Annotated in this window: 16 protein-coding genes; 3 read left to right on the top strand and 13 right to left on the bottom strand. The window is 60.9% G+C overall.

All coding sequences use genetic code 11. From position 1 onward, the window contains the following. Nucleotides 1-15 precede the first annotated feature (15 nt). From DSM110093_RS05545 to DSM110093_RS05535, 3 genes are all read right to left on the bottom strand, one after another. Nucleotides 16-1,140: an aminotransferase class V-fold PLP-dependent enzyme gene (locus DSM110093_RS05545; RefSeq protein WP_243267059.1), complete on the bottom strand. Its 1,125-nt coding sequence runs from the start codon at nt 1,138-1,140 to the stop codon at nt 16-18. 62 nt (nt 1,141-1,202) lie between these two features. Then, the gene (locus DSM110093_RS05540) at nt 1,203-1,658 is read right to left on the bottom strand and encodes an Lrp/AsnC family transcriptional regulator (protein ID WP_243267058.1); all 456 of its coding nucleotides are present in this window, start codon (nt 1,656-1,658) and stop codon (nt 1,203-1,205) included. Next, nucleotides 1,655-2,110 (bottom strand): Lrp/AsnC family transcriptional regulator, encoded by a 456-nt coding sequence (locus DSM110093_RS05535; RefSeq protein WP_243267057.1) that lies wholly within the window; start codon nt 2,108-2,110, stop codon nt 1,655-1,657. Before DSM110093_RS05535 ends, DSM110093_RS05540 begins: the two co-directional genes overlap by 4 nt. 134 nt (nt 2,111-2,244) lie before the next feature. Between DSM110093_RS05535 and ilvC the strand changes: the two genes are divergently transcribed. Together ilvC and DSM110093_RS05525 are read left to right on the top strand one after the other, a co-directional pair. Beyond that, nucleotides 2,245-3,267, top strand: coding sequence for a ketol-acid reductoisomerase (gene ilvC, locus DSM110093_RS05530; RefSeq protein WP_067622701.1), 1,023 nt, complete (start codon nt 2,245-2,247; stop codon nt 3,265-3,267). A 76-nt stretch (nt 3,268-3,343) separates the two neighbouring features. After that, entirely contained in the window at nt 3,344-4,264 is a 921-nt protein-coding gene (locus DSM110093_RS05525; RefSeq protein WP_243267056.1) for a DMT family transporter, read from the top strand. A gap of 6 nt (nt 4,265-4,270) precedes the next feature. Here the strand turns inward: DSM110093_RS05525 and glmM are convergent, their stop codons facing one another. From glmM to DSM110093_RS05480, 9 genes are all read right to left on the bottom strand, one after another. Then, the gene (gene glmM, locus DSM110093_RS05520; RefSeq protein ID WP_243267055.1) at nt 4,271-5,617 is read right to left on the bottom strand and encodes a phosphoglucosamine mutase; all 1,347 of its coding nucleotides are present in this window, start codon (nt 5,615-5,617) and stop codon (nt 4,271-4,273) included. Beyond that, a complete protein-coding gene (gene folP, locus DSM110093_RS05515; protein ID WP_243267054.1) occupies nt 5,614-6,627 on the bottom strand; it encodes a dihydropteroate synthase in 1,014 nt (337 codons plus the stop codon). Before folP ends, glmM begins: the two co-directional genes overlap by 4 nt. After that, nucleotides 6,627-7,553: a dihydroneopterin aldolase gene (locus DSM110093_RS05510; protein WP_243267053.1), complete on the bottom strand. Its 927-nt coding sequence runs from the start codon at nt 7,551-7,553 to the stop codon at nt 6,627-6,629. The genes folP and DSM110093_RS05510 overlap by 1 nt, the downstream gene beginning before the upstream one ends. Before the next feature lie 108 nt (nt 7,554-7,661). Beyond that, nucleotides 7,662-8,303: a cell wall hydrolase gene (locus DSM110093_RS05505; protein ID WP_243267052.1), complete on the bottom strand. Its 642-nt coding sequence runs from the start codon at nt 8,301-8,303 to the stop codon at nt 7,662-7,664. 129 nt (nt 8,304-8,432) lie between these two features. Then, entirely contained in the window at nt 8,433-10,970 is a 2,538-nt protein-coding gene (locus tag DSM110093_RS05500; protein WP_243267051.1) for a putative PEP-binding protein, read from the bottom strand. A 74-nt stretch (nt 10,971-11,044) separates the two neighbouring features. Then, complete coding sequence (gene glyS / locus DSM110093_RS05495) at nt 11,045-13,132, bottom strand: glycine--tRNA ligase subunit beta (protein ID WP_243267050.1); 2,088 nt, start codon at nt 13,130-13,132, stop codon at nt 11,045-11,047. Between the two features lie 92 nt (nt 13,133-13,224). Continuing rightward, nucleotides 13,225-14,040: a DUF1206 domain-containing protein gene (locus tag DSM110093_RS05490; protein ID WP_243267049.1), complete on the bottom strand. Its 816-nt coding sequence runs from the start codon at nt 14,038-14,040 to the stop codon at nt 13,225-13,227. An 83-nt stretch (nt 14,041-14,123) separates the two neighbouring features. Then, nucleotides 14,124-14,639 carry a DUF6446 family protein gene (locus DSM110093_RS05485; protein WP_243267048.1) on the bottom strand — a complete coding sequence of 172 codons (516 nt, stop codon included), beginning with the start codon at nt 14,637-14,639 and terminating at the stop codon, nt 14,124-14,126. Further along, entirely contained in the window at nt 14,636-15,583 is a 948-nt protein-coding gene (locus DSM110093_RS05480; RefSeq protein ID WP_243267047.1) for a glycine--tRNA ligase subunit alpha, read from the bottom strand. The genes DSM110093_RS05485 and DSM110093_RS05480 overlap by 4 nt, the downstream gene beginning before the upstream one ends. 155 nt (nt 15,584-15,738) lie before the next feature. Here DSM110093_RS05480 and DSM110093_RS05475 point away from each other — a divergent pair, with 155 nt between their 5' ends. Continuing rightward, nucleotides 15,739-17,598, top strand: a complete 1,860-nt coding sequence (locus DSM110093_RS05475; protein ID WP_243267046.1) for a serine protease — start codon at nt 15,739-15,741, stop codon at nt 17,596-17,598. 86 nt (nt 17,599-17,684) lie between these two features. Here the strand turns inward: DSM110093_RS05475 and DSM110093_RS05470 are convergent, their stop codons facing one another. After that, a complete protein-coding gene (locus tag DSM110093_RS05470) occupies nt 17,685-19,133 on the bottom strand; it encodes a TrkH family potassium uptake protein (protein WP_243267045.1) in 1,449 nt (482 codons plus the stop codon). Between the last annotated feature and the right edge of the window lie 56 nt (nt 19,134-19,189).

Genomic DNA, 19,189 nt, shown 5'->3' with positions numbered 1-19,189 from the left:
GCGGCGCAGGCGATCTTACAAAACTTCGTCTAGCACAGCCGTCAGCCGCGCCACGGTCGCGTCAACGTCATAAAGCTTATCCAGCCCGAACAGCCCCAGACGGAAGGTGCGGAAATCATCCGGCTCTCCCACCTGCAACGGCACCCCGGCAGCAATCTGCATGCCCTTGGCGGCGAAAGCCTTGCCGTTTTGCACATCCGGATCGGCGGTGTAGCCGACCACCACGCCCGGCGCGGCAAACCCGTCAGCCGCAACCGAAGTCACCCCCCGCGCGGCCAATGCCTGCCGCACCGCTTCACCCAAGCGCCACTGCGCCTCTTTCAACCGGTCAAACCCATAATCGCGGGTCTCTTTCACCGTATCGCGGAACAGCCGCAGCGCATCCGTCGGCATGGTCGCGTGATAGGCATGCCCCCCCGCCTCATAGGCTTTCATGATGTCGCGCCACTTGCGCAGGTCGATGGCGAAACTATCCGACGTCGTCTCGTTCAACCGCGCCTCTGCCCGCGCCGACATCATCACCAACCCAGCGGAAGGCGACGCGCTCCACCCTTTCTGCGGGGCCGAGATCAGCACATCGACACCAAGCGCCTTCATATCCACCCAGACACAGCCCGAGGCGATGCAGTCAAGCACCATCAGCGCACCCACCTCATGCGCCGCCGCGGCCATTTCTTTGATGTAGTCATCCGGCAGGATCATGCCCGAACTGGTCTCAACATGTGGCGCAAACACGACCTGCGGTTTCTGCGCGCGAATAGCCGCGGTGACCTCTTCAATCGGCGCGGGCGCAAAGGGCGCGGGGCTGGCGTTGCCCTGCATCCGGGCCTTCATCACCTCGGCACTCTTGGTCAGTTCGGCGCTTTCAATGATCTGGTTCCAACGGTAGGAAAACCACCCGTTGCGCACCACCAACACGTCCTGCCCACGCGCAAATTGCCGCGCCACGGCCTCCATCGCATAGGTACCGCCGCCGGGCACCAGCGCCACGGCATCGGCGTTGTACACCTCGCCCAGCCAGCCCGAGAGGTCGCGCATGACCTGCTGAAATTCCGCTGACATGTGGTTGAGCGAACGGTCGGTAAAGACCACGCTGAATTCATCAAGCCCCGTGGGGTCTACCGTGTCGAGCAATGCCATCGTTCTTCCTCCATCTTTCGATCAAAGGCATATGTCCCGCCGCCACAAAAGGCAATTCACGGCTAAAGCGGCCCTGGCAAACGCTCCTCGCTCAAAAGCACATTGGCCTCCACCTCCCCCGCGCCGGGCAGAGTCATGATCCGCCGCCTCAGCACACGCTCGAAGTCAGGCAGATCCCGCGCGACAACCCGCAGACGGTAGTCGAAAAGTCCCAAAACATGCTCCACCGTCTGCACCTCAGGAATAGCACTCACCGCCCGCTCAAAGTCCTCCAAACTCACCCGCCCCCGCGTGGCCAGTTTGATGCCCAGAAAGACGGTCACGCCAAAACCCAACGCCTCGGCATTCAGCCGCAAGCGCCGACCCGAAATCGCGCCGCCCTCTTCCAACCGCCTGATCCGCCGCCACGTCGCAGGCTGCGACAGACCCAACCGCCGCCCCAAAGCGCTCGCACTCTGTGTGGCATCCCGCGCCAAAGCGCGCAGCAAGGCGCGGTCAATCTCATCAAGCTCAATCACAACGGCAGTCCCTCCTGCGTCTTGATCCGCGCCACATGCATCAGCGCCTCAATCTCGGCGATATGTGGCAGGGTCAGAATGCGGCTGCGGTAAATCTGCTGATAATGCCCCATATCCCGCGCGATGATCGACAGCCGCAGATCGACACGCCCCAGAAAGGTCTGCAATTCGATCACCTCAGGCACCTGCCGCGCCGCGGCCATAAAGATGTCGAAGGCATTGGCCTGCGTCTTGTCCAGTGTCACCCGCAAGGACACCTCCAACGCATAACCAAGTGCGGCCCAATCAATCACCACCCCGCTGCCTTGCACGATCCCCTGATCTTCCAGCCGCGCAATCCGCCGTGCCGCTTTGCCGCTGGTGATATTGCACCTCTCCGCCAGTTCCCCGGGACTGAGACTCGGCTCCGCCTGCCAATAGCGCAAAATACGGCGATCCAGATCATCAAGCATGAATTTTCCGCTTTTTAGCAAAACTACGAATAACTATCTTTATCCTTTCACAAATACCTCTGCGATGACAATGGCTCCTAGGCGCAAGATCGCTATGGTGAACCCCAGATAGAGATCAACTAAAGGACAAGATCATGCGCGTTTATTATGACCGTGACTGCGATGTGAACCTCATCAAAGACAAGAAGGTGGCGATCCTCGGCTACGGTTCCCAAGGCCACGCCCACGCCCTGAACCTGCGTGATTCCGGTGCCAAGAATCTCGTCGTCGCCCTGCGCGAAGGCTCCGCTTCCGCCGCCAAGGCCGAAGGCGAAGGTCTCAAGGTCATGGGCATCGCCGAAGCGGCCGCTTGGGCCGACCTGATCATGTTCACCATGCCCGATGAGCTTCAGGCCGAGACCTACAAGAAATACGTGCATGACAACATCCGCGAAGGTGCCGCCATCGCATTCGCCCACGGTCTGAACGTCCACTTCGGCCTGATCGAGCCGAAAGAAGGCGTGGACGTCATCATGATGGCGCCCAAGGGCCCCGGCCATACCGTGCGCGGCGAATACACCAAAGGCGGCGGCGTGCCCTGCCTTGTGGCCGTCGACAAAGACGCATCCGGCAAAGCGTTGGAAATCGGTCTGTCCTATTGCTCCGCTATCGGTGGCGGCCGTTCGGGCATCATTGAAACCAACTTCCGCGAAGAATGCGAAACCGACCTCTTTGGCGAACAGGCCGTGCTCTGCGGCGGTTTGGTTGAACTGATCCGCATGGGCTTTGAGACGCTGGTCGAAGCGGGCTACGCCCCTGAGATGGCCTATTTCGAATGTCTGCATGAAGTGAAGCTGATCGTCGATCTGATCTATGAAGGCGGCATCGCCAACATGAACTACTCGATCTCGAACACGGCGGAATACGGCGAATATGTCTCCGGCCCGCGCATCCTGCCCTACGACGAGACCAAGAAGCGCATGAAAGACGTGCTGACGGACATCCAGAACGGCAAGTTCGTGCGTGATTTCATGCAAGAAAACGCTGTTGGCCAGCCTTCGTTCAAAGCCACACGTCGCATCAACGACGAGCACCGCATCGAACAGGTCGGCGCCAAGCTGCGTGAGATGATGCCGTGGATTTCCGCAGGCAAGATGGTGGACAAGGCCAAGAACTGAGCCATCTCCATTTCAAAATGAGACGACATCGACCCCGGCCCTGCGCCGGGGTCTTTGCCTTCACGCCGGAGCCTCGATGAACACCACGCCTCAGATCACCCGCACCAGCTGGCTGCTGATCGCCATTCTGGGCTTTGTCTGGGGCGGCACCTTTCTGGCCATCGAAATTGCGCTTACAGGCATTACGCCCTTTTGGCTCGCCGCCTCTCGGATCGGGTTTGCGTCGGTGGTTATGCTTGCACTATGGGCCGTGCGAGGTTTCGCGCTTTTTACAAAGCGCCCAACGCGCGGAAACATCGCGATCCTAATCACCATCGGCATCATTAGCTCTGCCTTACCCTTCTCGCTGCTCGCATGGGGGCAACAATTTGTAACCTCTGGTTTTGCCGGGGTGACCATGGCCTCGGTTGCGCTGATCGTTCTGCCGCTGGCGCATTTCCTACTTCCCGGCGAAAACATGACTCCGCGTAAGGTCGGCGGCTTCTTGATCGGCTTTGTCGGCGTGGTGGTGCTGATCGGCGGCCAAGCATTTGAAAGCACGGGAGCCGTGATGGAAACTGCGGGGCGGATCGCCTGCGTCGGCGCAGCCTCGTGTTATGCCGTCAGTTCGATCCTTATGCGCCGCTTGCCGTCGGTCGACCCCATAGGGCTGGCCACAATCCTCATGCTGGTCGGCGCCAGTATCATGTTGCCTGCCGCTTTCCTCAGCGAAGGCCCGCCCCCCATGCCCGCGCCAAAGATATTGGGTGTGCTGGCCTTTCTTGGCCTCGTCCCTACAGCAGGCGCAGCTTTCCTGCGGGTCTATGTGGTGCGCACCGCCGGGCCGGTCTTTATGTCCTTAGTGAATTACCAAGTGCCGGTCTGGTCGGTCCTTCTGGGTGCGCTGGTGCTGTCAGAGCCGCTGCCGATGTCGCTGCTTTATGCGATGGCGCTGATCCTCGCGGGCGTGGGGCTCAGCCAATACGGAGCGCTGAAACGGTTGTTCCAGCGCGGGTAGGACAGCCTAGCTGCCCACCGCCGCGTTCACCGCGTCGACCACGCTATCCACTGCGCGTTCCATCAACTCCGCATCCTCGTGCTCTGCCATGACGCGCACCAAAGGCTCGGTGCCTGATTTGCGGATCAACAGCCGCCCACCCTGTGCCAGATCGGCCTCAGCCTGCGCGATGGCGGCCTTGACCTGTGCATCCTCCAACGGGGTCTGACCGGCAGAGAAACGCACGTTTTTCAGAAGTTGCGGCACCGGGTCGAATTGATACAGCAGTTCAGAGGCAGGCTTCCCCGAACGGACCATCTCTGCCAAAAACTGTAGCCCCGCCATCAGACCATCACCGGTGGTGGCGTGATCGGTCATGACGATATGGCCCGATTGTTCTCCGCCAAGGTTAAAGCCCCCCGCCCGCATCCGCTCCACTACATAACGGTCGCCAACGGCGGTCCGCTCCAGTTGCACACCGCGATCATTGAGAAACCGCTCAAGTCCAAGGTTGCTCATTACCGTGGCGACAAGCGACTTGTTCGCCAGCCGGCTATCCGCAGCCCAACGCGACGCCATCAGCGCCATGAACTGATCCCCGTCGCCAATCCGGCCATTCTGGTCGATCAAGATCACCCGATCCGCATCACCATCAAGGCAAATGCCAACGTCCGCGCCATTTGCGACCACGGCCTCGGCTGCGGATTGTGGTTGGGTAGACCCGCACCCATCATTGATGTTTAGGCCATTGGGTGCCACGCCCACAGGGATAACCGTTGCGCCTAATTCCCAGAGGGCCATGGGGGCGACGTGATAGGCCGCACCATGGGCACAATCGATCACCACTTTTAGCCCATCCAGACGCATTTGACGCGGGAAAGTCGATTTGACCCGCTCAATATAACGATAGCGACTGTCGTCGATGCGCTTGGCGCGGCCGATTTGGTTGGGAGCCGTAGGCTCCACCCCCTCGGCGACCAGCGCCTCGATCTCTTGCTCAACTTGGTCAGAGAGTTTGAACCCATCCGGCCCGAAAAACTTGATACCATTGTCGCTGGCCGGATTGTGACTGGCCGAAATCATGACCCCCAAATCGGCCCGCATGGAGCGGGTCAAAAGCCCGACTGCCGGTGTCGGCACCGGACCAAGCAGCAGAACGTTCATCCCCGTGCTCGTCAGCCCAGCCGTCAAAGCGTTTTCAAACATATAGCCAGAAAGCCGGGTGTCTTTGCCGATCACCACGCGGTGCACGGTATCCTTCTCGCGTCGGAAATATCGCCCAACAGCCGCGCCGATGCGCAACGCCATTTCGGCGGTCATTGGGTGAATATTGGCCGTGCCACGCACGCCATCGGTACCAAAAAGCTTTGTCATATTTGTTTTCCTGCCATGGCAGCACGGTAAAGTGCAATCGCCTGAATGGTTTGCGCTACGTCATGAACACGTAAGAACTGTATCCCGTGGCTGAGCGCCGCCAGCGCCACGGCGATTGAACCGGGAGCGCGGTCTGCGCCAGCCTCTCCCCCGCCGATGGTGCCGATGAACCGCTTACGCGATGCGCCCAGCAAAATCGGTACGCCAAGGCTGTGAAACAAGCTCAGCCGCGCCAAAAGCGCAAGGTTATGCTCTAACGTTTTGCCAAAGCCGATGCCGGGGTCGGCGATGATATTGTGCCGCGCGATGCCTTGCGCCTCCAGCGCGGCGATGCGGTCGGCTAGGTAGTCATAGACATCAAGCAGCACGTCATCATAGCGCGGATCCCGTTGCATTGTCGCCGGATCACCCTGAGCGTGCATCACACAAACGGGCAGCTCCCGCGCCGCACAGAAAGGCGCAAGGGCGGGATCGAACGTAAGGGCGGCAACATCATTGACCAGATCAGCCCCAGCCCCCACAGCGGCCTCGGCCACGGCGGCCTTGCGGGTGTCGATGCTGATCGCCCCGGCACCTGCGGCGCGAAGCCCTGCGATAACTGGCACAACGCGGTCAATCTCTTCGCCCTCAGGCACCGTATCGGCCCCCGGACGGGTCGACTCGCCGCCAACGTCGAGCATATCGACACCCGCCGCACGCATTGCCATGCCTGCCTCCACTGCAACTTGCGGATCGGCGTGACGGCCCCCATCGGAAAAACTGTCTGGCGTGGCGTTGAGGATGCCCATGACGCGCGGGCGGTCGAGGGTAAGCCCAGCAATAGGCGCACGCGTCGTGGTCAACGCGTCTAGGGCCGACTTGGGCAAATCCGCCGCCGAGATGACTTTCGCGGCGCGCGCACGCGACAGCAGTTCAACATGGCTAAACCAACCCCAGCCACCTGCGAGGGACATGGCCCCTTCGGGTCGCGTCGGGCCGATTTGAACGAGGGGACGGAAGTAGTCTGCCATTACGCGATCTTTGCCGTATCGACCGAAAGCGCGCGCGTCGGCAGTTCCGCAATCTCTGGGACGGCAGCACCAACAGTAAGCAGTTCCTTCGCAGCAAGGCTTGCCGCGAACCACGCCGCCAGCGCGGGTGCCTCATGCGGGGCAGCGGCGGGGCCGTCGACGGCATCCAGCACGATCCGCGAAGGGGCCCAGATGCATATCTGACCGTTTTTCATCGCCCAGTCCAACTCTGTCCGGCTGCCCACGACGGCGCAGCGAGGGTCGCGGCCAAAGACCATCCAAGCGTTCTGTTCTATCGCCAGCAGATCAATGTGGCGTTGCGCTTTTTCCTGCCCGGCCTGCGGCGTGGCGATGTCAGCCGGGCCGACACACAAGATCACCGGCTGAGCGGAGGCTTCCAACTGGTCAAGCCAGTCAGTCAAATGGGGGGAGGCAATGGCAGCATTCGACAGATAGACAACAAGCGGTTGCGGCGTCTCAATCGCGGGGTCATGCCTTGCGGCATCACCACCCCGTGCCCGCACGATCTCAACCCCAAGTGCGCCGGGACCACGGTCCAACTTTTCGATCCGCACAAAGACCCGCATCGCCTGCGGCTCGACCAAGATCCGGTCTGCCACCCGCTCAGCCAGCGTCTCCAAAAGGTTTAGCCGTTCGGCAGCAAGCTCGGCGGCAATCGCCTCGGTCACACGGTCATACGAAAGGATGCGATCCACGTCGTCATCCACCACACTTGTCAGCGGCATCACTTCGACGACGACGTTAAAGCTGACCCGCTGAGTCACATCCCGCTCGGCCTGAAAGGCGCCGATTTCTACTTCGACAATATGGTCGCGCAGCGAAATCCTGTCGCGCGGCTCGGGCCCGGCCATTGTCTCGGCCCGCTCAGACGGATGCGCAAAGGCAAGTCGGATTTCGTCGGACATCGGCAGCGCCTATCGGATCAGGGTAACGGCCCCATGGGGCGTTTCTTTAGCAGCTTTAACAGGCCCGCCGCCAGCAGGCCAGCACCCCAAGGCGCGGCCCGCGCGAAATTAATTCGACGCAGTTTTCCAAGTGTGACGATAGAAAAGATGCTGACCGATCCGGGCCGTCTTGGTATAGACGCGCGCCCAGTTAGGGTTCACCGCAGTGGTGTGATAATGGGTCGCGCCATTGGTCAGTTTGGGCGCGGATCCGTCGATGATCGCACGCGCCACCTTAGAGACACGGGCAAAAGCCCGCGGTTCATTGATGACTTCTTTGTTGCCATCGCAGGTATATGTGAACTGGCACTGGTACTTGCGGCCCGTTCCTTGATTGATCACACCGCAAAGCGTACCGGGGAAGCGGGCCGATTTCACGCGGTTCATAATCACTTCGGCCACGGCGAACTGACCTTTGACCGTCTCACCGCGCGCTTCAAAGTAAAGCGCCTCGGCAAGACACTGTAACTCTGCGCTGGTTTTGGCCTTGGGCTGGCTGTCGATCCATGCCTTCGAGAACTTCACATCCGTCTCGCTGGCTGATGCAGGCTGCGCGACCAGTTCCTGAAGCCGGGTTGCGCCCGCGGATTTCAGGCCTTGAATTTCGATCTGCGCAAGATTGCTGGCGCTCTCGGAACTGGCGACAGCGGCCAAGGGGGCGCTGCACACAGCAACGGATAACGCAAAAGAGATCGACCGGATAAAACGCATTATGCGCCTCGCATCATTGTTAGGGCTGCGGGGCGGATAGCCAAAAGGTTCCAGTTGGTAAACCCGGCCAGACGTTATGTGCAGAAACCCGCCGAATTATGGTATAAGTTGAGCCGCTGCCCGCCGCCCCTACCCGATCTTGTGGGCGATGGCGAGCTGGGCGGCGGCCAAACGTGCAACCGGTACGCGAAATGGGGAGCAGGAAACATAATCGAAGCCCGATTCGCGGCAAAATGCGATGGATTCGGGGTTGCCGCCATGCTCTCCACAGATCGAAAGCGTGATTCCAGGCTGGGCTTTTCGGCCCCGCGCCGCACCAAGCTGCAGCAATTCGCCCACCCCATCTGTATCCAAAACGTGGAACGGATCTTCGGGGTAGACCCCCTGCTGAACGTAATTCGACATGAAGCGCCCCGCGTCGTCGCGCGAGAGGCCATATGTCATCTGCGTCAGGTCATTGGTCCCGAAACTGAGAAAGGCACAATGCGGCGCGATTTCCTCGGCACGCAAACAGGCGCGCGGGGTCTCGACCATCACGCCGAGGCGGTAGGTGAAGCTCGCGTCGCGCTCACTGCGCACGGCAGCGGCAATCGCATCGACCGAAGCCTTGACCAGTTCCACCTCGCGCCGGGCGCTGACCAGCGGGATCATGATCTCGGGCACCACAGGCTCACCATCCCGGCTAGCCTCAATGGTCGCTTCAAAGATCGCACGGGCCTGCATTTCGTAGATTTCGGGCACCGTCACCCCCAGCCGCACGCCGCGCAGGCCGAGCATCGGGTTGTATTCCGTCATCGCCGCCACGCGCCGCGTCACATCCGACATTTGCAGCCCAAGGGCTTCGGCCAGTTCGCGTTGTCCGGCTTTGTCAGAGGGCAGAAATTCATGCAGCGGCGGATCGAACAGGCGAATGCAGACGGGTTGCCCCTGCATGATGCGGAACAACTGGGTAAAATCCTCGCGCTGCATGGGCAGGAGACGTTCCAGCACGGCGCGGCGGTCTTCACCGCTTTCGGCAAAGATCATTTCGCGCATCACGGTCAGGCGACCGGGCTCAAAGAACATATGCTCGGTCCGGCAGAGCCCGATGCCATGCGCGTTGAAATTGCGCGCGGTCTGCGCATCGGCAGGCGTGTCGGCATTGGCGCGAATGCCGATGTCGGCCACATCTTCGGCCCAGCCCATCAACCGGGTGAACGTATCATCAAGTGCGGCTTCCTGCATCTTGGCCGCCCCGGCCAAGACTTGCCCGGTCGAGCCGTCGACGGTGATCTGATCCCCTTCGACAAAGACCCGCCCATCAGGGGCGATGATCTGCCGCTGGGTCACGATAAAGCGCATGTTCGACGCACCGACGACACAAGGAAGCCCCATGCCGCGCCCGATCACCGCCGCGTGGCTGGTGATCCCGCCGCGTTCGGTCAGCACGGCCGCAGCGGCATGCATGCCGCGAATGTCTTCGGGCGAGGTTTCGCGCCGGACAAGGATGCATGGCTCCCCCCGTGCGGCGCTGGCCTGCGCGTCGCTGGCCGAAAAGACGATCCGCCCGGTGGCTGCCCCGGGGCTGGCGGCGATGCCGCGCCCGATCACGTCACGCTTGGCGCTTGGGTCGACTTGGCGGTGCAGCAGTTCCGAAAGCGTGCGCGGCTGGACCCGCATCAGGGCTTCTTCTCGGCTGATGATCCCCTCATCCGCCAGCGCCACGGCGATCCGCACCGCCGCGCGAGAGGAGCGCGCGACCTTCACACCGTCCAAGATATGCAGCTTGCCTTGATCAATCACAAACTCAACCTGCATCTCGGCGCGCAGCCGTTTTCGCATCAGCGCCGCGTGCTCTTTCAGCTCGGCAAAGGCATCGGGCACCAGCTCTTCCAACGACGGCCCGCGCGGATCACGGGTGAGATACATCGCTGCGGCATCACCCTCCAGCGCATCGCGGCCTTGGCTCTGGCTCAGATAGCGCCCGGTGATCTGCGGCAGACCAGTATCGCTATCGACCAGCTGCAACACGCCCGAACCGCATTGCCCCTGCCCGACACCAAAGGCCATCTCCTGCACGATCAACCCCAGCCCCGCATCCGCAGGTGCGCCTTTGGCTTGCCGGAGCAGCCGCGCCGAGGTGCCGTTCCACGCCCGCGCCATCGAGCGGAGCACCGCAGCCAACTGGGTCGCCGGGTCTTGGGGAAAACGCTCTTCGGTTTCGGCCTCATAGGCGCGTAGTGATTCCATCAGCGCTGCGCGGCCATCGCCGTTCACATCATCGAACATATCCGGATCCAGCCGCGCAACATTGACCGCATAGGACTGCACGAACCGCGAATAAAGCGCTGCCGCCGGGCCTTCGCCGATGGTCGTGGCGTAATATTCAAACAGCTTATCGTTGATGCCGATGTTCAGCACCGCCCCCGGCCCGCCCCAATCAGGGTCTTGGCTAGAGGGGCGCACACAAAGCAGCGCGCCTTTGGGAAATTGATCGACCACCGCTTGAATATCAGGCAACTGCCCGCGCGCGATCTGTTGCACCGCATTAAAAGAAACCGCCACGGTAGAGGGCACCGGCAACTCAAGCCGCACAAGGCGCTGCAAGCATTTCGCCCGCCCGCCGTGGGTATCATTGGCAATTGGCGCGGTGGGGGTCACCAGCGTGGTATGGGGATCGTTCTGCACTGCGGCACCTTAATCGTTCCGGTGCAGCATAGGGGTTGAGGCAGAAGGGGCAAGGGATCTTGCCCCCTCAGCGGTCAGCCATCCAGTTTGGTCAAGTCCGCCACGGCGCTACAGATCGTGCGAATGCGGCTGAGCAGATTGAGCCGGTTGCGCCGCACGGTGGGGTTGTCGGCATTGACCTGAACCGCCTCGAAAAACGCATCAATCGGCCCGCGCAGTTCCGCCATGGCGGCCATCGCGGTTGAAAAGTCCTGCGCCGCCATCGCCGGGGTGATCTTGGCCTCGGCTTTGTCGAGCGCGGCGAAAAGGTTTTTCTCGGCTTCGGTTTCCGCAAACTTCGGATCAGCGCCAAAGGAGTATTCCACGCCATCGGCCTCTTCGGCTTGGCTGAGTATGTTGTTGGCGCGTTTGAAGCCTTGGATCAGGTTCTCGCCGTCGTCGGTTTTGAGCGTTTCCGACAGGGCGCGGGCGCGTTTGACCAGCAAGGTCAGATCGTCGCTGCCGTCCATGGCAATGCAGGCGTCAATGATGTCGTGGCGGATACCTTGGTCGCGGAGGTAGACTTTTAGGCGGTCGTGGATGAAGCCCAGAATATCACCGGTATCAGCCTTGCCTGCGTCGCGCTCACCGACGATCTCAGCACTTTGCTCAAGCACATTGTCGAGCGGAAGGGATACATCATTCTCAACCAGAATCCGAATAACCCCCAAAGCCGCACGGCGTAGCGCGAAGGGATCCTTGCTCCCGGTCGGCTTTTCGTCAATCGCCCAGAAGCCGGTGAGCTTGTCGATCTTCTCGGCCAGCGCCACGGCAATCGACACCGGCTCAGTCGGCACGTCATCGGACGGCCCCAGCGGCGCGTAGTGGTTCTTGGCCGCATCGGCCACAGCATCCGACAGCCCAGCCTTGCGCGCGTAGTAGCTGCCCATCAGACCCTGCAATTCGGGGAATTCATAAACCATCTCCGAACTCAGATCGGCCTTGGCAACGCGGGCGGCCTGCTCGGCCTCGTCGGCGTCGGCGCCGACCAGCGGGGCCAGCTCACGCGAGAGGGTCGCCATGCGGTCGATCAACTCGGCCTGTGTGCCGAGTTTGTTATGGAAGGTCACGTTTTCCAGCGCCTTGACCCAAGTCTCCATTCCCGCGCCCGAAGTCACGGTGCGCAGGTCGTTGTCCCAGAAGAATTTCGCATCCGACAGCCGCGCGCCCAACACCTTTTCGTTGCCCGCGAGGATCGTGGCACCATCGTCGGCGGTTGTGCGGTTGGCGACGGTGACGAAACGCTCGATCTGACCCGACTTCGAATTACGGACCGAGAAAAACTTTTGATGCTCTTTCATCGAGGTTTGCAGCACTTCGGGCGGCAGGCCGAGGAAATCTTTGCCGATGCGGCCCATCAGCACGACGGGGTATTCCACCAATCCGGCGACTTCGGCCAGAAGCCCTGCGTCTTCGACCACTTCCAGCCCGGCGGCGAAGGCCATGTTGGTGGCGTCATGCCAAATCGTATCGGCCCGCGCGGCAGGGTCGAGCACGACATGGGCGCGGGCGAGTTTGGTTTGGTAGTCCTCGAACCCAGAGACTTCGATCTCATCCGGTGCAAGGAACCGGTGGCCGCGCGTCGTGTTGCCAGCGGCGATGCCGTCGATGGTCAGCGGCACCACCTCTGCCCCGGCCTCATCGCTGATGACGCAAAGGATCGAATGCAGCGGGCGGACCCATTTGAGGCTCCCCGTGCCCCATCGCATCGACTTGGGCCATGGAAAATTGCGGATGGTCTGTTCCAGCACCTCAGCCACGATCTCAGCCGCCGGACGGCCTGGCTTTTCGATCTTGGCAAAGAATACTTTGCCCTTGGGCGTGTCGCGTTCCTCAAGCTGATCACGGGTCAGACCAGCACCGCGTAAAAAACCTTCGATGGCTTTTTCCGGCGCGTCGGCTTTTGGGCCTTTACGCTCTTCGACCTGACGCGGGCTGGCGGCAAGCATATCGCCAAGCGCCAGCGTCAGACGGCGCGGGGTGGTGAAAACGGCGGCGGAGCCATAGGTCAGACCGGCTTCGACCAGACCGTTGGTCACCAGCTTTTGCAGGTCTTCACCAGCACGTTTCTGCATCCGCGCAGGGATTTCTTCGGAGAAAAGTTCAATCAGCAGATCTGGCACGGGCGGCCCCCAATTCTTGCCGCGACGGCGGCGTCTCATCGGGGGCTTGGATAACGAGTGCTAGGCGGAGGGTCTAGCCCCCCGCTCTGCGTTTAATCCAACAAGGTGCGGATATCGGGGTCGGAGAACTTCGGTACAACTCGGTAGGCAGCCTCAACGAAGTTATAGATCGCAAAACCGATCAGCCCCAACCCGGCACCGCCAAGCAAGAAACGCCCAAAGGCCATCCCGCGCAGGTCTTGCAACGCTTTGCCCAAACCGCCCGCCTGTTCGGGATTGGCCGTTAGTGCGGCATAGCCCAAAGACCCGGCAACCAACGCCATCATGATACCATAGACCACAAGGCCGATGGTCAGAATAGGGTCAATGCTTTCGGTGAAATGCGTGCGGGCCAGATGGCCTTTGTAGTTCCCACTCCAGCCTTTGTAGGCATAATAGATACCCGCGCCGAGCAAGATCAGTGCAATCGCTGCCACGACATAACGGCCCATCGGCATCGACATCAGTTTTTGTGTCCAGTCTTGCGTGGTGTCGCCGCCGCTGTTCTTCCCACTCATCGCCAGCGCCAATACTGAAACGCCAATACCGCCGTGGATCAGCCCAGTGGTGATTTGCCCCAGCCGCGCAATTAGCCCCTTGGGATCAGTTCCTTGATTTTCGACGTCCTGCACCCCAGCAACCACACGCCATACCAGATAGGCCAGCAACCCGACCCCAATAGCGAGAAGCGCTGGCACCCCGTAGGGTTCGTCCCGCAGTGCAGCGAGGGCATCTTTGGTACCTGAAGCTTGGGTCGATTTGAACGCGGCCAGCAGCGCCAGACTGCCGATGATCGTATAGATCACGCCCCGCGCGCCATAGCCCGCGCGCATCACCCACTTCAGTCCTTCATGTGATTTGTCTGTCACCCGTGCCCCCATTCTAATGGAGAACAAGCGTTCGGCGCGGGCAAAAGGTTCCGCGCTATTTTCTGCGCGGAACCTTTATCGTCTTAGTTCGCAGGCCGCTCTGGGCAGGCCTCGCCCACCACGGTACCGTCATATGACTTCTCACCGCAGTCGTTAAGCTCATGCCAAATATAGCCGCGCCCGTCGTCGGTCAGTGCCACAATCCGGTCGACGCCGTAGTGCACGTTCTTGCCGCCAAGGAAGGTCAGCGCGGTGCCAGCCTCAATCTCGGCCCCGATGGCCGGGGCGTCGAAACAATCGAACCAGCCCGGCGCGTTACGCGGATCGGTGTGGTCGGTCATCTCATAGGTCTCGGTCGCCATGGCAAGGCTGATGTCATGTGTAAAGCATGCGCGGAACCTGATCGGAGAGCTGTCAGCGTCGATGGCTTGCAGATTGTCTGCGGCGATCTCTTCCGCCTCTTGCGAGGTCAGCGAGACAAGTTCGACCTTGGCTTCGGGCACCTCGTGATAGAAGCCGTAGATCTGCAAATAATAAAGTGCAGCCCCGGCGATCAGCGCAGATACAAGGATCACGATGCCAACAATCTTGCCGCTCATGCCGTGCTTTCCGCGTCAGGCGTCCAGCCGCCCGCACGGGTCTGCACGAAGGCATCGGCGCATCGCTTGGCCAAGGCCCGCACGCGCCCGATATAGGCCTGCCGTTCGGTGACCGAGATCACGCCGCGCGCGTCGAGCAGGTTGAAGATATGGCTCGCCTTGATACATTGGTCATAGGCTGGGTGCGCCATGACGATGCGCTTGCCGGTTTTGGGATCTTCGGCGGGCTGTTCGAGGATGAACTGGCAGTGTGCCTCAGCCTCGTTGAACTGATCCAGCAGCACCTCGGTATTGGCGGTGTCAAAGTTCCAGCGCGCGAATTCCTCTTCGGTCTGTTTGAACACATCGCCATAGGTCAGCGGGATCGGCGCGTCGGGGCTGTTAAACGGCATGCCCATCACGTGATCGACGCCCAGCACATACATCGCCAAACGTTCCAACCCATAGGTCAGCTCACCCGAGACGGGGTGGCAGTCGTGACCGCCGACCTGTTGGAAATAGGTGAACTGGCTAACTTCCATTCCGTCACACCAGACTTCCCAGCCCAGACCCCACGCGCCCAGCGTCGGGCTTTCCCAGTCGTCTTCGACAAAACGGATGTCATGCAGCGCCATGTCGATGCCGATCGCCTCTAGCGAGCCGAGGTACAGGTCTTGCAGATTGGGCGGGCTGGGTTTGATCAGCACTTGGTACTGGTAATAATGCTGCAAGCGGTTGGGGTTCTCACCATAGCGCCCATCGGTGGGGCGGCGCGAGGGTTGTACATAGGCCGCGGCCCAAGGCATGTTGCCAAGGCTGCGCAGCGTGGTGGCAGGGTGAAAGGTGCCCGCGCCCACTTCCATGTCATAGGGTTGCAAGATCGCGCAGCCCTGCCGCGCCCAATAGCTCTGCAATGCAAGGATGATCTCTTGAAAAGAGCGTGGTTTCTGCGCCGCGTCAGACATGGTGATTGCCCCTTTATGATGCGCGCCTTTCCTACGTCTGCAATCCATGGGGGTCAATCGCAGCTTTGTGAGAAATTCAGCCCCTTTACCATGGCATTTGCGCCGCTTTCCGGCGTAATCTGGCTCGGATTTGGTTTTACGAGAGTTGAGTGACGATGAAGCGATTTCTTTTTGCCCCCGTGGCGATGTTTTTGGCCCTGAGCCTGTCTTGGGCCGGGCTTGCACGGGCGCAATCGGCAGAGGATGTCGTTTGGGTACAGATTGAGGCGCAACCGTCTTTGGCAGAGGCCACAGACCGGGCGCGCGCCTATGAAACCCTGTTGGATGACGTGAGCGGCTTTTCCTTGGGTGGCGGTTGGTACGGCATCGCCGTTGGCCCCTACCGCCGGGCAGATGCCGAACTGGTGCTGCGCAGCTATGTCCGCGACGGTCTGGTGCCGCGTGACAGTTTCATTCAGCAATCGAACCGCTTTCGCCAGCAGTTCTGGCCCGTGGGTGCCAATGTGCTTGATACCGGTGTGATTGACCCGCCTGCGGGTTTTGAGGCTGAAACTGCCGACCCTGAAACAGCGACTGCTGAAACAACACCAGAAGTCACGACAACCCCGCTCGATCCGGCCGCGACAGAGGGCGATAGCACCGCAGGCGAAGATCCTGCTGAAACAATTGCCGCCCCCGCGCCGCCCGAACCGGATGAGACCCCGGCAGAGGCGCGTCGTTCTGAACGCGCCCTCTCTCCGGCAGAGCGCCGAGACTTGCAAGTCGCCTTGCAATGGGCCGGTTTTTACGACGCTGCGATTGATGGCGCTTTTGGCCGCGGCACCCGCGCGTCAATGGGGGAATGGCAGTCGGCAAACGGCTACGACCAGACAGGCGTGCTGACCACCCGGCAGCGTGCCGCGCTGATGGCGCAGTATAACGCCGTGCTGGATGGGCTGGGCCTGCAAATGGTGCGTGACGAGAAGGCCGGGATCGAAATCATGATGCCCACGGCCGAGGTTGCCTTTGCCCGTTATGAGCCACCCTTTGCGCATTACGATGCCAGCGGCAATATCGGTGCGCGGGTTCTGTTGATCAGCCAGCCGGGCAACCGCGACACGCTCTATGGTCTTTATGACATCATGCAAACCCTAGAGATCGTGCCGCTGGACGGCCCACGCGAGCGCAAGCGCGACTCGTTCGAGTTGATCGGTGAAAACGGCAGCATCATCAGCCAGACGCAGGTCTCGCTGGAGAATGGTCAGATCAAAGGCTTCACGCTTATCTGGCCCGCCGGTGACGAAGACCGTCGTCGCCGCGTGATTGCCGAGATGTCCAAAAGTCTGACCCGCCTGCCCGCTGTACTGGACGCCGCTGCCGGCAACAACGACGCCCAAGCGATTGATCTGGTCGCGGGCTTGCAAATCCGTCAGCCCAAGATCGCCCGCAGCGGCTTTTTCATTGATAGCAACGGCGCAGTTGTGACCACCAGCGAAGCGGTCGCCTCATGCACCCGCGTGACGCTGGACGCCGATACCGACGCCACAGTTGTCGCCACGGATGACGCCAGCGGCCTTGCGTTGCTCAAGCCCGAAAGCCGTCTGGCCCCTCTGGCCGTGGCGGAGTTCAGCAACAGCGCACCGCGCCTGCAGTCGGAAATCTCCGTGGCGGGCTACTCCTACGAAGGTGTTCTGAGTGCGGCGACCCTGACCTTTGGCGCATTGTCTGACCTTAAAGGCCTGAACGGCGAAGACACCCTCAAGCGGCTGGCCGTAAAAGCGCAGCCCGGCGATTCAGGTGGCCCGGTCTTTGACGATAACGGCCATGTGGTTGGCATGTTGCTGCCCCGCACCGATAGCGACCGCAAGCTGCCCGAAGACGTAAGCTTTGCCCTCGACGGTGCTGTGATCCTCAAGGCCGCGCAAAACGCGGGGCTGAACAGCAAGATGGCGCAAAGCACCGCTGCCCCTATCGCGCCGCGCGACCTGACGCTGCGCGCACAGGGCATGACCGTTCTGGTTAGCTGCTGGGAGTAACACCGAAACACGAGGCGGGATGGTCTTAGTCTTGCTCAGTGACCTTAGACGAAGGGCGGCGCCAAAGGTGCCGCCCTTTTGCGTTTTCAAGCGCGCCAGAACTTCGCGGTGAACATCACATAGACCGCCATCAATTCCAGCCGCCCGATCCACATGGCGATGATGAGGATCCACTTCGCCGTGTCGTTCAGGCTGCCGAAATTTCCGGCCGGACCGATGATCGGCCCCAAGCCCGGCCCGATATTGGCCAATGCCGCTGCCGCCCCTGAGACTGACGTAACAAAATCTAGCCCCGTCAGGCTGAGTGCGACGGAGATCAGCCCCAGAGACACCACGAAGAACATAAAGAATGACATGACCGAGCTCAGAACGTCGGCCCCGACCGGGCGGCCATCATAGCGCGGGGTAAAGATGCCATGCGGCGAACGGATGCGCCGCAGCTGAGCGCGGATGGACGCGAAAAGCAACTGATAGCGGAAGATCTTGATCGAACAGGTCGTCGACCCCGCACAACCACCAATCAACCCGATGAAGAAAAACAGCGCCACGGCAAAACCGCCCCACTGCATATAATCCGCCGAGGCATAGCCCGTGCCAGAGATGATCGACGTGATGTTAAACAACGCCTCGCGCAACATCTGCTCGCTGTCATAAGTAAAGCCGCTGCGCAGGACGAGGAACACAACCCCCACCAGAACCGCCACCGTCATCAGAAAGCCACGCACCTGCGGATCACGGTGCAGCGCCACAGGGTTGCCATTGATCAGCTGCACATAGCGTACGAACGGCAACGCCGCGAGGATCATGAAAACCACGGCGACATATTCGGCGGGGCCGGAGAAGGTGCTGAACGACGCGTCGTAGTTCGAAAAACCACCTGTCGACACAGTGGTCAGCGCATGAACCGTCGCGTCAAAGGTCGTCATCCCAAGGGCAAGATAGCTCAGCATGCAGGCTAGCGTCAGCCAGAGGTAAATCACCGAAATCTGCGTGGCGATCTGACCTGCGCGGGGCAGGATCTTTCCAAATGTGTCAAAGGATTCAGACTTAAAGATCTGCATCCCACCGACCCGCAGTTCGGGCAGAAATACCATGGCGACAACGACGATACCGATGCCGCCCAACCATTGCAGGATACCGCGCCAGATCAGCAGTCCCTTGGGCAGGTCCTCCAGCCCCGACAGGACCGTGGCCCCCGTGGTGGTCAGCCCCGACATGGCCTCAAATATCGCATCAGTCACGCTAGCATCGGTCGCGCCCAGAACGAATGGCAAAGCCCCGAAAAGCGGCAGCATCAGCCAGACGCCGGTGGTCAGCATAAATGTTTGTTGGATGGTCAGCCCTTCGCGGACCCCATTGGCACTGGCGAGGGCGATCATACCGCCGCCCAGCGTCGTGATTAGTGCGCTTTCGACAAAAACCCACCATTGGCCCCGACCCTCGGCCAGATCGACCAAGATCGGGATGATCATGGCAAGGCCAAGCACGGCCACCAAAAGGCCCACCACATATCCGACAGGTCGTATATCCAACATGGGCGCAGCGTTGGCTTGGCCGCGTGTCGCTGTCAAGCCGAGACGGGACCGGGGCG

The organism is Sulfitobacter sp. DSM 110093 (genome assembly GCF_022788715.1).
Lineage (GTDB): Bacteria > Pseudomonadota > Alphaproteobacteria > Rhodobacterales > Rhodobacteraceae > Sulfitobacter.
Note: the sequence above shows the minus strand (reverse complement) of the source record. Positions and strands in the feature narration are given on the sequence as shown.

What these genes read in the sequence shown, in the direction of transcription:
- DSM110093_RS05545 (WP_243267059.1), bottom strand. Translation starts at nt 1,140, where the DNA reads ATGGCATTGCTCGACACGGTAGACCCCACGGGGCTTGATGAATTCAGC.
- DSM110093_RS05535 (WP_243267057.1), bottom strand. Translation starts at nt 2,110, where the DNA reads ATGCTTGATGATCTGGATCGCCGTATTTTGCGCTATTGGCAGGCGGAG.
- ilvC (WP_067622701.1), top strand. Translation starts at nt 2,245, where the DNA reads ATGCGCGTTTATTATGACCGTGACTGCGATGTGAACCTCATCAAAGAC.
- DSM110093_RS05525 (WP_243267056.1), top strand. Translation starts at nt 3,344, where the DNA reads ATGAACACCACGCCTCAGATCACCCGCACCAGCTGGCTGCTGATCGCC.
- glmM (WP_243267055.1), bottom strand. Translation starts at nt 5,617, where the DNA reads ATGACAAAGCTTTTTGGTACCGATGGCGTGCGTGGCACGGCCAATATT.
- folP (WP_243267054.1), bottom strand. Translation starts at nt 6,627, where the DNA reads ATGGCAGACTACTTCCGTCCCCTCGTTCAAATCGGCCCGACGCGACCC.
- DSM110093_RS05510 (WP_243267053.1), bottom strand. Translation starts at nt 7,553, where the DNA reads ATGTCCGACGAAATCCGACTTGCCTTTGCGCATCCGTCTGAGCGGGCC.
- DSM110093_RS05505 (WP_243267052.1), bottom strand. Translation starts at nt 8,303, where the DNA reads ATGCGTTTTATCCGGTCGATCTCTTTTGCGTTATCCGTTGCTGTGTGC.
- DSM110093_RS05485 (WP_243267048.1), bottom strand. Translation starts at nt 14,639, where the DNA reads ATGAGCGGCAAGATTGTTGGCATCGTGATCCTTGTATCTGCGCTGATC.
- DSM110093_RS05480 (WP_243267047.1), bottom strand. Translation starts at nt 15,583, where the DNA reads ATGTCTGACGCGGCGCAGAAACCACGCTCTTTTCAAGAGATCATCCTT.
- DSM110093_RS05475 (WP_243267046.1), top strand. Translation starts at nt 15,739, where the DNA reads ATGAAGCGATTTCTTTTTGCCCCCGTGGCGATGTTTTTGGCCCTGAGC.
- DSM110093_RS05470 (WP_243267045.1), bottom strand. Translation starts at nt 19,133, where the DNA reads ATGTTGGATATACGACCTGTCGGATATGTGGTGGGCCTTTTGGTGGCC.